The organism is Clostridium sp. LBM24168 (assembly GCF_052953915.1).
Genome location: NZ_CP196861.1, coordinates 224,278 through 239,090, shown reverse-complemented (window position 1 = coordinate 239,090; position 14,813 = coordinate 224,278). Strand labels below are relative to the sequence as shown.

11 protein-coding genes are annotated in these 14,813 nt (G+C 35.3%); 4 read left to right on the top strand and 7 right to left on the bottom strand.

Going from position 1 to position 14,813, the window contains the following annotated elements; translation table 11 throughout:
- The first annotated feature begins 117 nt into the window (after window positions 1–117).
- Window positions 118–3,135, top strand: coding sequence for a vitamin B12-dependent ribonucleotide reductase (locus ACSVC9_RS01125; RefSeq protein ID WP_446898555.1), 3,018 nt, complete (start codon window positions 118–120; stop codon window positions 3,133–3,135).
- A gap of 240 nt (window positions 3,136–3,375) precedes the next feature.
- On the opposite strand, the gene ACSVC9_RS01120 is transcribed toward ACSVC9_RS01125, so the two are convergent.
- Window positions 3,376–3,729, bottom strand: coding sequence for a hypothetical protein (locus tag ACSVC9_RS01120; RefSeq protein ID WP_446898554.1), 354 nt, complete (start codon window positions 3,727–3,729; stop codon window positions 3,376–3,378).
- Between the two features lie 185 nt (window positions 3,730–3,914).
- On the opposite strand from ACSVC9_RS01120, the gene ACSVC9_RS01115 reads away from it, so the two are divergent.
- Window positions 3,915–5,663 carry a methyl-accepting chemotaxis protein gene (locus tag ACSVC9_RS01115; RefSeq protein ID WP_446898553.1) on the top strand — a complete coding sequence of 583 codons (1,749 nt, stop codon included), beginning with the start codon at window positions 3,915–3,917 and terminating at the stop codon, window positions 5,661–5,663.
- A 40-nt stretch (window positions 5,664–5,703) separates the two neighbouring features.
- Here the strand turns inward: ACSVC9_RS01115 and ACSVC9_RS01110 are convergent, their stop codons facing one another.
- The gene (locus ACSVC9_RS01110) at window positions 5,704–6,612 is read right to left on the bottom strand and encodes a DMT family transporter (RefSeq protein ID WP_446898552.1); all 909 of its coding nucleotides are present in this window, start codon (window positions 6,610–6,612) and stop codon (window positions 5,704–5,706) included.
- Window positions 6,613–6,682: 70 nt separating this feature from the next.
- Entirely contained in the window at window positions 6,683–7,654 is a 972-nt protein-coding gene (locus ACSVC9_RS01105) for an asparagine synthetase A (RefSeq protein ID WP_446898551.1), read from the bottom strand.
- A 356-nt stretch (window positions 7,655–8,010) separates the two neighbouring features.
- On the opposite strand from ACSVC9_RS01105, the gene ACSVC9_RS01100 reads away from it, so the two are divergent.
- Window positions 8,011–8,517, top strand: a complete 507-nt coding sequence (locus ACSVC9_RS01100; protein WP_446898550.1) for an Lrp/AsnC ligand binding domain-containing protein — start codon at window positions 8,011–8,013, stop codon at window positions 8,515–8,517.
- A gap of 74 nt (window positions 8,518–8,591) precedes the next feature.
- Window positions 8,592–8,807, top strand: a complete 216-nt coding sequence (locus ACSVC9_RS01095; RefSeq protein ID WP_446898549.1) for a DUF378 domain-containing protein — start codon at window positions 8,592–8,594, stop codon at window positions 8,805–8,807.
- A 43-nt stretch (window positions 8,808–8,850) separates the two neighbouring features.
- Here ACSVC9_RS01095 and argH read toward each other — a convergent pair whose 3' ends face one another.
- From argH to ACSVC9_RS01075, 4 genes are all read right to left on the bottom strand, one after another.
- Window positions 8,851–10,167: an argininosuccinate lyase gene (gene argH / locus ACSVC9_RS01090; protein ID WP_446898548.1), complete on the bottom strand. Its 1,317-nt coding sequence runs from the start codon at window positions 10,165–10,167 to the stop codon at window positions 8,851–8,853.
- A 14-nt stretch (window positions 10,168–10,181) separates the two neighbouring features.
- On the bottom strand, window positions 10,182–11,387 hold the full coding sequence (locus ACSVC9_RS01085; protein ID WP_446898547.1) for an argininosuccinate synthase: 1,206 nt from the start codon (window positions 11,385–11,387) through the stop codon (window positions 10,182–10,184).
- A gap of 198 nt (window positions 11,388–11,585) precedes the next feature.
- Window positions 11,586–12,269, bottom strand: coding sequence for a hydrolase (locus ACSVC9_RS01080; RefSeq protein ID WP_446898546.1), 684 nt, complete (start codon window positions 12,267–12,269; stop codon window positions 11,586–11,588).
- 79 nt (window positions 12,270–12,348) lie between these two features.
- Window positions 12,349–14,805 (bottom strand): homocysteine S-methyltransferase family protein, encoded by a 2,457-nt coding sequence (locus ACSVC9_RS01075; RefSeq protein WP_446899778.1) that lies wholly within the window; start codon window positions 14,803–14,805, stop codon window positions 12,349–12,351.
- Window positions 14,806–14,813: the final 8 nt, after the last annotated feature.

Sequence of the window (14,813 nt, the reverse complement as noted above, 5' to 3'; positions counted from 1 at the left end):
CATGCTATCATATTTGAATATTCCTCTTTTATAATTTATAATTAAGAAGTCATGTAAGTTCTATATATAGTACATCATTATATTTTATATACAATATGTAGATAAGGAGAGATATAATTGGACTCTATAAATGATATATTTAAAAGATACTATACAAACGTACTTGAAGAAGACAAATCGAAAACCGTATATGATCTATTCAAATGGAAAAAAGTTGATGTCTTTTTAAAGGACTATAAAACAAACAAAGTGCTTGTAGACATGAAGGATCTTGAATTTCCGGAGCATTACTCTCAAAATGCCTGCGATATAATAGCCTCAAAGTATTTCAGAAAAGCCGGAGTCCCAGGAAAGCTGGGTTATGAAAACAGTATGAGGACAGTTGCAAACAGGCTTGTAAACTTCTGGTGCCAGGCCCTAAAAGATGAAAATTTAATAACCACGGAAGAGGAAGCACAGATATTTTATGATGAATGCGTCTATGCCCTCCTGAACCAGATGTATGCTCCAAATTCCCCGCAGTGGTTTAATACCGGACTTAAATTATCCTACGGGATAGAAGGTGCGAAACAGGGAAACTACTATTTTGACGAAAAGGAAAACAAAGTAGTGGAATGTTGTGACAATTACACAAGAACCCAGGCTTCGGCTTGTTTTATACTCTCCATAGAAGATAAACTTCTTGGTCCGCATTCCATTTCAGATCAATTCGTCACAGAGACAAAACTTTTCAAAGGTGGCTCCGGTACTGGAAGCAACTTCTCCAGTATAAGGGCAAAAGGGGAGAAGCTCTCTGGCGGTGGTGCATCATCAGGTCTTATGAGCTTTTTGAAGGCACTGGATAGAAATGCAGGTGCAATTAAATCTGGAGGAACAACAAGAAGAGCTGCCAAAATGGTATGCCTTGATGTTGACCATCCTGAGATCATGGATTTTATAACATGGAAATCAAAAGAGGAAGACAAAGTGAGAGCTCTTGGCAAAATGGGTTATGACATGGATATTGATGGAGAAGCGTATGAAACGGTATCCGGTCAAAACAGCAACAACTCCATTAGATTTTCAAATGATTTTATGCATAAGGTGGAAAACCTTAACGAAAGCCCTGATGAAACTATAGAACTGACAGGAAGAGTTGATTCCAAAATCACAAGGGAGGAAAAAGTAAAGAACTTATGGGAAGCTTTTAACACATCTGCATGGAAATGCGCGGATCCGGCTCCTCAGTTCAGCGATACCTTTAACGCATGGCACACATGCCCTGCCGGAGAAGATGGAAATCTAAATGCCAAATACAATAAAATTAACTCTACCAATCCATGTGGTGAATATGCCTTCCTGGATGACACCTCCTGTAACCTTGCATCCATAAACATATACAAATTTTATGACATAAATACAGGACATTTTGATATTCAGGGCTATCTCCACATAATACACCTTGTGCAGTTAATTTTGGAAGCATCCATACACTGGGGACAATTTCCTACAGAGAATATAGCAAGAAAGACCTACCTTTTCAGGACAACAGGATTGGGCATATCAAATATAGCCTCCCTTCTCATGGTTATGGGATATCCCTATGATTCCAATGAGGCAAGGACTCTTACATCATCACTTATAGGAATATTGACAGGTGAGTCCTATTATACATCATCACTTATGGCAAAAAAGATAGGTTCCTTCAAAAAATTCAATACAAATAAGCCTTATATGATGAGGGTAATCAGGAATCATTCCAGAGCCGCCGGTGTGGACCTGGAAAAACTTACTGAAAATGACAAGGTCAAGTATGAAAACAACTTTGAAAATCTAGATTATACCCCTTTAACGGTGGATCACAATCTGCTGGAGAAGGAGGGATTATACTATATAAGCAGACAGCTCAAGGAAAGTTTTATAAATGCTTTTAAAAGTGGGCAGATTTCGGGTTATAGAAACGCACAGGTTTCAGTTATTGCCCCTACTGGTACCATCTCTTTTGCAATGGACTGTGGAGCTACTTCCATTGAACCATTTTTCAGTCATATAGTATATAAAAAATTGTCTGGTGGAGGTTTTATGACAATAATAAATCCTGTAATAACTGAAGCTTTTAAAAAGCTTGGCTACAGCAAGGAAGAAATAGAAGACATTATGGACTACGTACTGGAAAAAGAAAATGTAACAAAAGATGGTTTTACCTATGAAAAGATACTCGATGGTAAGATAGAAGGTGCTCCACACCTGAAAGATGAGCATATAGCAGTATTTGATACCTCAAACAAATGTGGAAGCGGAGAAAGGTACATTTCACCAATGGGACACGTAAAAATGGTAGCAGCTATAACTCCTCTCATATCCGGCGCAGTATCAAAGACAGTCAACCTTCCAAAGGATGCCTCAGTTCAGGATTTCAAGGATGTAGTCCTGTCTTCCTGGAAACTTGGAGTGAAAGGCATAACATTGTACAGGGATTCATCAAAGGCTGCCCAGCCCCTCAATACCACGCTTTCTGATACGGATGATATAAAACTGGAAGATCTCACTTATGGTCAGCTTCTGGATAAGGTAAAAAAACTTCAAAAAGGCGTGAGATATACAAAACGTGAAAAGCCTGTAGGAATAAGAAGAGGAACCACACATCCTGCACAAATAGATGATGTCAAAATATATACTACGGTAAACAGACGTTCCAACGGTGAAATATCGGAGATATATATAACTACAGATAGAGAAGGTACTATAATAACCGGTCTTTTGAATTCACTGTCGAAATCTATTTCGGTAATGCTGCAATATCATGTACCTCCTCAGGATATTGCAAGAATGCTGAGAGGCCAAAAATATGAACCATATGGATTTGTACAAAAACACCCTTATATAAAATATGTATCCTCAATTTCAGACCTCATAAGCAAAGTAATTGATATAGAACTTGGTGACTTTTCAAGATGCCAGGTTAAACCTGAAAATTATGATGGTAAAGATGAATTGGATGATTCAAATATAAATTATTCACGTATTAAGGTAAATAAGGTACAGGGGGAAAGGGTATATGGTTCTGTTTGTCCAACATGTTCCAGTACAAGAATGGTTAGAAACGGCACCTGTATGGTTTGTCTGGACTGCGGCTCTACAACGGGATGCAGTTAATCAGAAAGGTGAAATAATTTAAAATGTTAAAGGCTGTTTTTCTTAAAAGAAAAACAGCCTTTGTCTTTTTACACTTTTGTGTAAAAAAAAGCCTACATGGGGGAGCATGTGGCTAAATAGGGGATATTATTTAATGAAACTCTGTCTCATTACTAAAATAGCATACCATCAATTCTCCTATATGTCAATATATTTTCTTAAAAATGTTATATTTCGACAAATAAATTCCAACAAAGCACATTATTTATTATCTTTGCGGGCTCTATTTGGTTTAGCCTTAGGTCTTATTTTTATATCTTTTGCTTTATTCTTTCTTCCTGCATACATTACACCGTTATGTAAGTCAAGAAACCAGAGAAAAAATATGACAAAAAGTCCACTGGATATATACTGCAATATTGAATTATTATTCGTACTCTTTTTAAGAACTATGGCTACAGCACCCGGAAGTAAAAAAGAAATTACCGCTAATAAAAGAATAATTATTTTATTAGGGTGAAATTTCACAAGCACATATTTTTTTAGTAATCTATATACTACTATAAATATTACTGCTATAAATATTATTTGAGCTATTAACGTTTTCCATAACATGTATTTCACTCCTCCATAACTATTAGATATATCATCTATATAATAACATATTATTATATCCTTTTTCTAAAAATGTTATCGGTTTATTATATATATTAAATCATCATTGACTTTAATAATTACATAATGATAATATTTACTATATAATAATATTTACTATATTAGGGGAGAGGCGCATTTTTATCATGAAAAACATTTTCAAACTTAATTCTGTAAAAAAGAAAATGGTAATTAGCTTTCTATCTGTAATTTTCATAAATCTCATCATATTTTTGACACTTGAAATATCAAATACCTATGGAAAACTAAAAGAATCTGCACTTGACAAGGCTTCTGCCTATGCCGAACATGTAGAAAAGATCATATCTCCAATAGGCATAGAAAATAGTGAAAAAATACAGCAGCAGATCTCATCTCTATTAGAAAAACAATATAGTTCTGTAGAATACATAGGTGTACTGGATGACAGTTTAAAATATGTATCAAATACAGACAAAAGCAAAATAGGTACATATTTTAAGAATAATGGAGTGGATACTCTAATAGAAAAAAATAAATCCAATAGTTTCTCACTAAAAACAAATGGTAAAAGTGGGTATTTTTCTGCGGTACCTCTTTATAACACTAATTCCAGTGACTCTACAGATACAGTAAGTTCTGCTACAGAAAAAAGCACTAAAAATAAGGAAGTTGACAATGTATCCTCTGCCAGTGCAAAAGTCAATATTCCAGGACTAATTGTCGTAAAAATGGACAACAATACACTACTTCAGGATTTCAGAAAACAAATCACAAAATTAATTTTTATATCCTCTGCGATTCTGATCTTATCCATATTTATTGCACTTATTATAGCTTCAAGCATAACAAAACCTTTAAAGGAAATACAACTTCATCTGAAACTTATATCAAAAGGTGACCTTATAAATGAAATAAAAATAAATTCAAAAGATGAAATGGGTGATCTTACTAAAAGCATAAATGCTACAAGCTCAACCTTGAAAAATATTATATCCAAAATCGGATCTGCTTCAAAAAAAGTAGACGACTATTCTGACAAACTAAATGTTTCAATCAGGGAAGTAAATATGGTCAGTGATGAAATCACGAATTCACTTCAGGGTGTAAATGAAACAAGCCTAGTGCAGAATAAGACTCTAGATGAGGAATATGAAAAGCTCAACAATTTTTCAGAAGATTTGAATACAATAAATGATAGAATATCATCTATAGAAGAAAATACAGTTGAAATAAAGGAAACTATAGACAGTGGTAAAAAATCAGTAAATGGAGTAGGTAATTCTCTAAATGAAATAGGTGATTCCTTTAAAAATTTAAAAGATAACATATCCATTCTATCAGATAAAATTGCAAATATAAATTCTATAAGTAATACTATATCAGAAATTGCAAAGCAGACTAACCTTCTATCATTAAACGCTTCCATTGAGGCTTCAAGATCACAGGGCTCTGGAGACGGCTTTAAGGTCGTGGCCTCCGAAATTAAAAAACTTTCCACTGAAACAATAGATTCTTCAGACAGCATAAGAAATTTAATCCAGGATATCCACAGTAATACAGAGCTTGTTACACATACTGCCTTAACTTCCATAGATAAATTCAACCGTCAAAATGAATCAATTTCAAATACTATATCAGTATTTGAAAAAATAGTGGATCAGATAAATTCAATAGTACCACAAATTCAGGAAATTTCACAAATAACAAAGAATTTTATTTCAATGAAAAATAGCATAATTGAAAATGTCAAATATACTGTCTCTGCCCAAAATGAATTATCCTGTTCCATTGAAGACGTTTCACGATCAATGGAAGAACAATCTGCAACAATATCTGATCTATCCAATCTATCTGAAAATCTTCATAAGGTTTCCAATGACATGACTGCACTTATAAAGATTTTCAAAATATAGGGTTACTTACTAAGACAGGTATCAATAAAATGTACCTGTCCTATTTTTGTCCACGTAAGGAATTTAAAGCTGTGTTTTTATTTTTAAAAATTTTCCTCTGGGACAAAACCACTCCAAGGAACATCATGAAACATCCGAGCAGTTGCCTTATTCCCATATACTCTCTCAATATAAGAAAGCCTCCTATAGCTGCAAATACTGTTTCCATGCTCATTATGATAGATGCATAGGATGGATCTGCATTCTTCTGTCCAAGTATCTGAAGGGTATATGCCACACCTACGGACATTATTCCTCCGTAAAGTATAGGTACGGAACATTGAAGTATACTGTGAAAATTTATATTCTCCCTAAACAACGCTATTATAAAACTTAGGATAGTACAAGTTAAAAATTGATAGAATGCCAGTTTTATGGAATCGACCCTATCTGCAAAATAATCTATGAGCAGTATTTGAATTGCAAATAAAAATGCCGAAACCAGCTCCATAAAATCGCTGTATGAAATACTCATTCCCGATTCAACGCAAAGAAGATATAATCCTATAACAGCCAGAAATGCCCCAATCCAGGAATTTATATCAATACGTCTTCTTAAAAATACACTTAATATAGGAACAATTACTATATACAATCCAGTTATAAAAGCTGCTTTCCCTGCCGTGGTACCCTGAAGCCCTACCTGTTGAAAGGAAGATGCCAGAAATAAAAAAATTCCCGACAGCGTACCTGCCCAAATAACCCTTAATTCACTGTCGACTCTATTATTCTTTATTTTAAAAAAAATCATAATTGGAAGGAGCGAAACACTGCCTAGTGCAAATCTTACCCCGTTAAAAGTAAACGGTCCGACAAATTGCATTCCAACTCTCTGGGCTACAAATGCAAATCCCCATATAATTGCCGTAATAAAAAGAAAAATATTGGATCTAATTGCCTGTGACTTCAATTACCTTCCTCCTCAAATAAATAACAGGCCGAAGATCAAAATTCAGCCTGTTATCTATAGAATCTGTATCTTAGAATAAATAATGTTCTCCTGGCTTTCTTGTAAATACTGTGACATCATCAATTTCTTTCTGCTGACATACAAATCTGGTCATTCTCTCTACTCCAAAACCAGCCCCTGCAGACTTCGGAATCTTCCCCTGTTTTGCAAGTTCAATATAATTCTTAAAAACATCCTCATTTACTTTTGATTCTCTCATTCTCTCAAGAATTCTGCCATATTTATATTCTCTTTCTCCACCGCTCAAACCTTCTATATAGCCCATTGGCCATATCAAATCATAGTTTTTGTATGTTCCCCTCTGTTCAAGATCTTCTGCATCATAAAATTCTCTCTTGTGATTTATAAGCCAGAAAGGCTGGGTAGCTTCTTTTGAAGCCTTCAATTCAAAATCATCGCCATATTTTGCCTCAAGCTCCTGGGTAGTATATCTTTTAAACGGAATATCTATATCCAGATGCGAAGTTCCAATTCCCAAAGCCTTGAATTCCTCTTTACAATCCTTTTTTATAAAATCAAATATATATTTCATCAGTCCTTCTTCGAACTCGAATATAGTATCCATAGTAGCATCTTTAAACTCAAGATCAACTTGTGTAAATTCAAACAGATGTCTTGTATCTCCTTCCTCCTCCATCTCAAGTCTTACATTAGGTGATACTATATATATTTTATCAAGATATGGGCTTGTCAACATTATCTGCTTGTGAAATATCATAGATTTCATTATATCAAATCTTTGACCTTCGTATGTCAATTCACTTTCCTCTACATTATGATTCAATGTATCTGTAATAGGTGATATCATAAGTGGCAATACTCTGGTTACACCTTTCTTATACATATATTCATCTACTGCTTTTAATATTGCCTGTTGAACACGAAGTATATGTGGTAATTCTTTTCTTGCGATTTTTTTTACTGTCCTGCCTAAAATCTCCAGCTCTCTTTCCCCTTGTCTATCTTTAACTGCAGTATTCATAAAATATTCCTCCTCATATCAAATGCAAAAATCCATTAACAATATAATAATACTTTTCGGATATGAGCACAATATTAATAATTAACATTTATTATATTTATAAATTTAGCGTGTTATTCTGCTGTATTTTGCCAGTTTGGAAAATATTTTTTCATGATAACGTTTTCTATTGTCAATTTAATAAAACTTTCTTCTATATTGTATTAAGTGCTTTATGTATATCGAAAAATAAGTTAAAATATAAGTATCTTTACTGTAACTAAAGAAATTTTATTTTACTCCTTTCCCGAGGAAATTATTATTAAAATTAGCATAAACAGTAACTATATATATTACATATAAGGAGTGTTTTAATTATGAATACAAATTTTAAAATCAAAGGACTTGATGATCTTGATATTCAGATTCTGGATATAATGATTAAGGACTCAAGAACTCCTTTCCTTGAAATAGCAAGACGATGCCATGTAAGCGGAGGAACCATACATGTCAGAATGAAGAAAATGGAAGACATGAATATAATAAAGGGCACAAAACTTATAATAGATAATTCAAAAATAGGCTATGATGTATGCTGCTTTATAGGAATTTATCTCGACAGAGCAAGAAATTTCAATGACGTTTTGGAAGAAATGAAAGCTATAAATGAAATTGTAGAGCTCCATTACACTACAGGAGAGTATTCCATATTTGTAAAAGTAATATGTAAAAACATAGCAGACCTCCAGAATCTTCTTATGAATAAAATACAGGCTATAGAAGGAATACAGAGGACAAATACCTTTATATCGCTTTATCAACCAATAGACAGAAACATCCAGATAAGTCTGCAAGATGGCAGCAACCAAAAACCAAAAGCCTAAATCCCAATTTTACTTATAATTTATACTCAGACTGCACATAATATGTACGATAAATTTAAAAGGAGATGTAGCTTATGAAAACACTTGATACAATAGCTCTCGTATTAGTTGTCATAGGTGCCGTAAATTGGGGTTTGATTGGATTTTTTCAGTATGATCTTATAGCTTCATGGTTTGGAACAATGTCTGCCCTTACAAGAACCATATACGCAATTGTAGGGATCTGCGGTCTATACTCAATATCTTTCTTCGGAAGAGGAAGAAACACAACTACTAATGAAACACAGTAGATAAAAAATACAGGAAGGCCCTATTTGAACCTTCCTGCATTTTTTATCTAAGATTTTTCTTTATTCCCCTGTCAAGTGAATTCTCATAATCTATAAAACCATATAGATCATCTTTGAACAGACTGCTGAATTTCTCAAGTTCCTCTATAGAAAGTTCTTCTATAGATTTGCTTTTTTGTTCACAATAAAGGACTATTTCTCCTATTACTTTGTGTGCATCCCTGAAAGCCATACCTTTGTTTACAAGATAATCTGCCGCTTCAGTTGCATTTAAAAATCCCCTTTTTACTGCATTGAACATCTTATCCTTGTTGACCTTGAGCGTAGATAGCATTCCCTCCATTACCTTCATACAGCTCAACACGGTTTTTACCCCATCAAAGAACTGCTCCTTGTCTTCCTGCATATCCTTGTTGTAGGCAAGAGGAATTCCTTTCATAATGGTCAGAAGAGCCATAAGATCTCCATATACCCTACCAGTTTTTCCCCTTATAAGCTCTGCAGCATCAGGGTTCTTTTTCTGTGGCATTATACTGCTTCCCGTTGAAAATTCATCATCTATGGTTACAAAACCAAATTCCTTGCTGCTCCATAGTATAAGTTCTTCACTCAATCTACTCAGATGCATCATCATTATGGAAAAGCAGGACAAAAGCTCTAAAGCATAATCCCTGTCACTCACTCCATCAAGAAAGTTGTTTACAGGTCCTTTAAATCCAAGCTCCTTTGCAGTAAATTTCCTGTCTATGTCATATGTAGTACCGGCCAGTGCACAGCACCCAAGCGGGCTTTCATCCATTATACCTACAGCATTTTCTATCCTCTTTTTATCTCTTGCAAGCATACTGTAATAGGCCATTATATAATGCTTGAAGGTAACTACCTGTGCTCTTTGAAGATGAGTATATCCAGGCATTATATAACTATTTTTTTCTCCCAATTCCTTCATGGTATTCTGCAGTTTCTCAATTGTATCTATCACTTCTCCCGCTTTGTTTTTGGCATATAGCCTGAAATCCAAAGCTACCTGGTCATTCCTGCTCCTGGCAGTATGGAGCTTTTTACCTACCTGACCTATTCTGTCTATAAGATTGCTCTCCACAAAACTATGTATATCTTCATAGTCACCTTCAATTTTAAGCTTGTTATTCTCAATATCTGAAAGTATGGATTTCAATCCTTCCAATATCAAATCCCTGTCCTCTTCAGACAATACACCACATTTTGCAAGCATCTTCACATGAGCCATGCTTCCGGTTATATCCTCTTTATAGAGTGTCCTGTCAAAGCTTAGAGAACTATTGAAATCCTCCATGAGCTTGCTTTCAGATTTTTTGAATCTTCCTCCCCATAACTTCATACAAATTTCCTTTCCTATTTCTGATTATTCTTATACGACATAGCCTTTATCTTGCTCGGAAGACTAAATATCTTGATAAATCCTTCCGCATCCTTATGACTGTATAATTCACTGGCACCAAAAGAGGATATGTCTTCATCATAAAGTGCATTTTCAGCATCAATACCTGCGTTCATTATATTTCCCTTGTATATCTTGAGTTTAACCGTACCTGTAACATTTTCCTGTGTAACTTCTACAAAAGCATCCAGTGCTTCTCTAAGTGGTGTAAACCACAATCCATCATACACCAATTCAGCGTATTTCTGTGACACAAGCTGTTTGTAATGATAGGTATTCTTATCTATTGTAAGTCTTTCAAGGCATCTATGTGCCGCATAGAGTACAGTTCCTCCTGGAGTTTCATAAACTCCTCTGGACTTCATCCCAACCAGTCTGTTTTCGACTATGTCAATTACACCAACTCCATTTTCTCCGCCTATTTTATTTAATTCACTCAGGAGTTCCACCGGATTAAGTTCTTTTCCATTAACTTTTTTTGGCACTCCCTGTTCAAAATATATTTCAACATATTCAGGCTTGTCCTTTGCCTTTTCTGCTGGAACAGTCATCGAGTACATGTCCCTTTTATGTTCATTTTCCGGATTTTCAAGGTCTCCGCCCTCATGACTGATATGCCATATATTCTTATCCTCCGAATATATCTTCTTCTTGGTTGCGGCAACCTCCACACCTTTTGAGTGCGCATAGTCTATGGCATCTTCCCTTGATTTTATATCCCATATTCTCCACGGTGCAATTATCTTTATAGAGGGATCAAAACAAGCTATTCCCACTTCAAAACGCACCTGGTCATTTCCTTTTCCCGTACACCCATGAGCTATGTACTTTGCTCCTTCCTTATGGGCAATCTCTACCAGTCTTTTAGCCATAAGAGGTCTTGCAAGAGAAGTTCCAAGCATATACTCATCTTCATACAACAAGTGTGCCTTCACAGCCTTGAAAAGATAATTTTTTACAAATTCCTCCGTAACATTTTCTACATAGATTTTTGAGGCCCCTGTCTTCAATGCTTTCTTCTTTACTTTTTCATAATCATCTTCCTGTCCTACATCTATACAAACTGCTATTACATCAAGATCATAATTCTCCTTGAGCCATGGAATTATAATCGAGGTATCCAATCCACCCGAATATGCTAATACTACTTTGTCTTTCATAAAATGACCCCCATCGTATTTAAATATTATCTTCGTTTTTATATTATAATTATACATATAATATTATAATTATGCAATACATTTTTTCAATTATATATAACTGTTCAACCCATATTTCACTTTAGTCTTCAATTTGAATTTTAATGATTTTTATGCATAATTATAAATCGCTGGACAACTTATCCACCGATTTATAATCTACATATTTCGATATCTGTTCATACTTTCTTTAAACAATTCAGCCGTAGATGGAGGAGTATATGAAACAGCATTTGCACCTGCCCTGATAGTTTCCTTTATGGATTCCTCATCCCTGCCGCCTGTCGCCATTATAGGGAATTCAGGAAATCTTCTCCTTATGCTTTTAACAAGTGCAGGAGTATTGCTTCCAGCAGATACATTCAGAATCGAAACACCTGCGTCTATTCTCTTCTGAATATCATCCCTTTCTGAAACAACTGTTACAACAATTGGTATATCAATGGAATCACTCATGGCTTCTATTACTTCATTGGATGTAGGGCTGTTCACAACAACTCCCATGGCACCCGTAAATTCTGCATTCAATGCTAGATTTACAACTCGTTTTCCTGTGGTAACCCCTCCTCCTACGCCGCAAAAAACAGGCACATCAGAGGCTGCTACAAGAACTTCAGTTATCACAGATTGAGGTGTAAAGGGATATACGGCAAAAACTGCATCTGCATTTATATTTTTTATAATTGCTACATCTGTTGTAAAAGCAAAAGATTTCAACCTCTTTCCAAAAACCTTGATTCCAGATGCCTCTCTGATTATATCAGGAAGATTTATCATATGACCTCTAAGAGTTCCACTTATCTGCGGGACATATTTACCCACTTTTCCATTAACATTTTCCATAATATTTTCTCCTAAAATCAATTAGACTATTTATAAATATATTTTATATGAATTCTTTAAAATATTCCATATAAATTTTTTATTTGGCAAATTCTAATTTATTTTCTAGAAAAATCTTTTCGGCTATTTTAACTGTATCTCTGGCATCTTTTGCATAAAAATCCGCCCCTATCATATCCGCATATTCCTGATTCAATACAGCTCCGCCAACTATAACCTTGCAGTACAGATTATTTTTTCTAAGAGCCTCTATTGTCTTTTTCATATTTATAACAGTGGTGGTCATAAGTGCGCTTAATCCTACAACTTTTATGTTGTTTTGTTCCACGCAATCAACCACCCTTTCGATATCAACATCTTTTCCTAGATCTATTACATCAAATCCATAATTCTCCAGAAGAACCTTCACTATATTTTTTCCTATGTCATGTATATCACCCTTGACTGTGGCCAGCACTACTTTTCCCTTTGCCTCATTGCTCTGCCCACTTTCAGCTATGTTCTTCTTTATCACTTCAAATGACTTTTTTACAGTTTCTGCAGATTGCATAAGCTGCGGCAGGAAGATTTCCTTTGTCTCATATTTTGCTCCCACTTCATCCAGTGCCGGAATTACATATGAATTTACTATATCCAGAGGTTTCTTTAATTTCAAGAGCTGGCTGGTAGCCAGAACTGCCTCATCCTCCATACCATCTATAATTATCTGTTTTAAATCTTTTCCAGCTATTTTATCTTTTTTATTTTCTCCCGACTTTTTCTTGTTTCCTGTTCCACTTCTTTTATTTTCATCTGTCTGTTCCTTAATTCCCCTGTACTTTTCTATAAAGTCTTTACTGTCCACGTCCCTATACGAAAGCACCTCAAATGCAGCTATGGCATCTTTCATTCCTTCGTCCCCGGGATTCATTATTGGCAAATCCAATCCAGCTTCCAGCGCCATAAGTAAAAATGTTCTATTCAAAAGCTTTCTATTTGGAAGTCCATAGGATACATTACTCACACCAAGTGTTGTCTTAACCCCAAGCTTTTCCTTGACCATTCTTATTGCCTTTATCGTCTCCATAACTTCCTTCTGCTGGGCGGAGGCCGTAAGAGAAAGACAGTCGACTATTATATTGTTTCTTGAAATTCCAAACATTTCAGCCTTTTTTACAATTTTCTCTGCAATTGCAAATCTTTTTTCCGCCGTCTTTGCTATTCCTGACTCATCCAGGGTAAGAGCTATAACACAGCCTCCATACTTTTTAACTATAGGGAAAACCGCTTCCATAGTTTTTTCTTTACCATTTACAGAATTTATAAGAGGCTTTCCTCTATACAATCTTGCTCCAACCTCAAGCGCATCCGGATTTGGGCTGTCTATACTTATTGGAAGGTATGAAACCTGCTGTATTGCTCTTACAGCTTTTTTCATCATTTCAACTTCATCTATTTCCGGTAGTCCTACATTAAGCTCGAGTATGTCAGCACCCTCTTCTTTTTGGCAAATGGCTTCTTTCTGGATGTACCCTATTTTTTTCTTCCTCAGCTCCTGCTTGTATGCCGCCTTTCCCGTAGGATTTATTCTTTCCCCTATAATCTTTGTTCTATCACCTATTATCACAGTTTCATTTCCCGAAGTCACTGCAGTATATTTCCTTTTCTCCAAATTCAAAGGTTTAAGATCACTTACCGATTTTATAGTAGCTTTGATAAATTCAGAATTCGTGCCGCAGCATCCTCCAAGTATTCTTACTCCTTTTTCTGCCATAATTCTCATTTGCTCTGAAAATTCAGATGCCTCTACATCATAATAGGTTTCATTTCCGTCATATTTTGGAAGTCCTGCATTTGGTTGGACCATAACCGGAATAGAGGAATACAGTAAAATTTCATCAACTATTTTCTGAAGATCCCTGGGTCCGAGTGAACAATTAACTCCAAGTACATCAACCCCCAGACCTTCAAGAACGAAGACCATGGTCTTGGGATCCGTACCCATAAGAGTTCTCCCATTTTCCTGAAAAGTCATGGTGCAAAAAACCGGAAGAGAGCTGTTTTCCTTGGCTGCAAGTATGGCAGCCTTGGTCTCATATATATCCATCATAGTCTCAATCAGTATCAGGTCGGCTCCTTCTCTTTCACCTATAACTATCTGTTTCTTGAAAAGCTTATATGCAGTTTCAAAGCTGAGACTTCCCGTAGGTTCCATAACCTGACCTATAGGCCCTAGGTCCAGTGCCACAAATTTATCCTTTCTTCCCCTGACTGCAGCTTTTGCAATTCTAACTCCAGCCTCGATTACTTCATCCGAAGAATATTCAGAACTGCTGTATTTTAGTTCATTTGCCCCAAAAGTATTTGTTATTATAATATCTGCACCGGAATCCAAATAAGTCTCATGTATTTTCTTGATCGTATTTCCATTTGTTATGTTCAATATTTCAGGAAGTTCTCCTGCTTTAAGTCCGCTTTTCTGGAGCATGGTACCCATAGCTCCGTCAAAAAATATGAATCTATCTTTGAATCTTTCAATTAGATCCTCAAAAGTCATATAGCTCA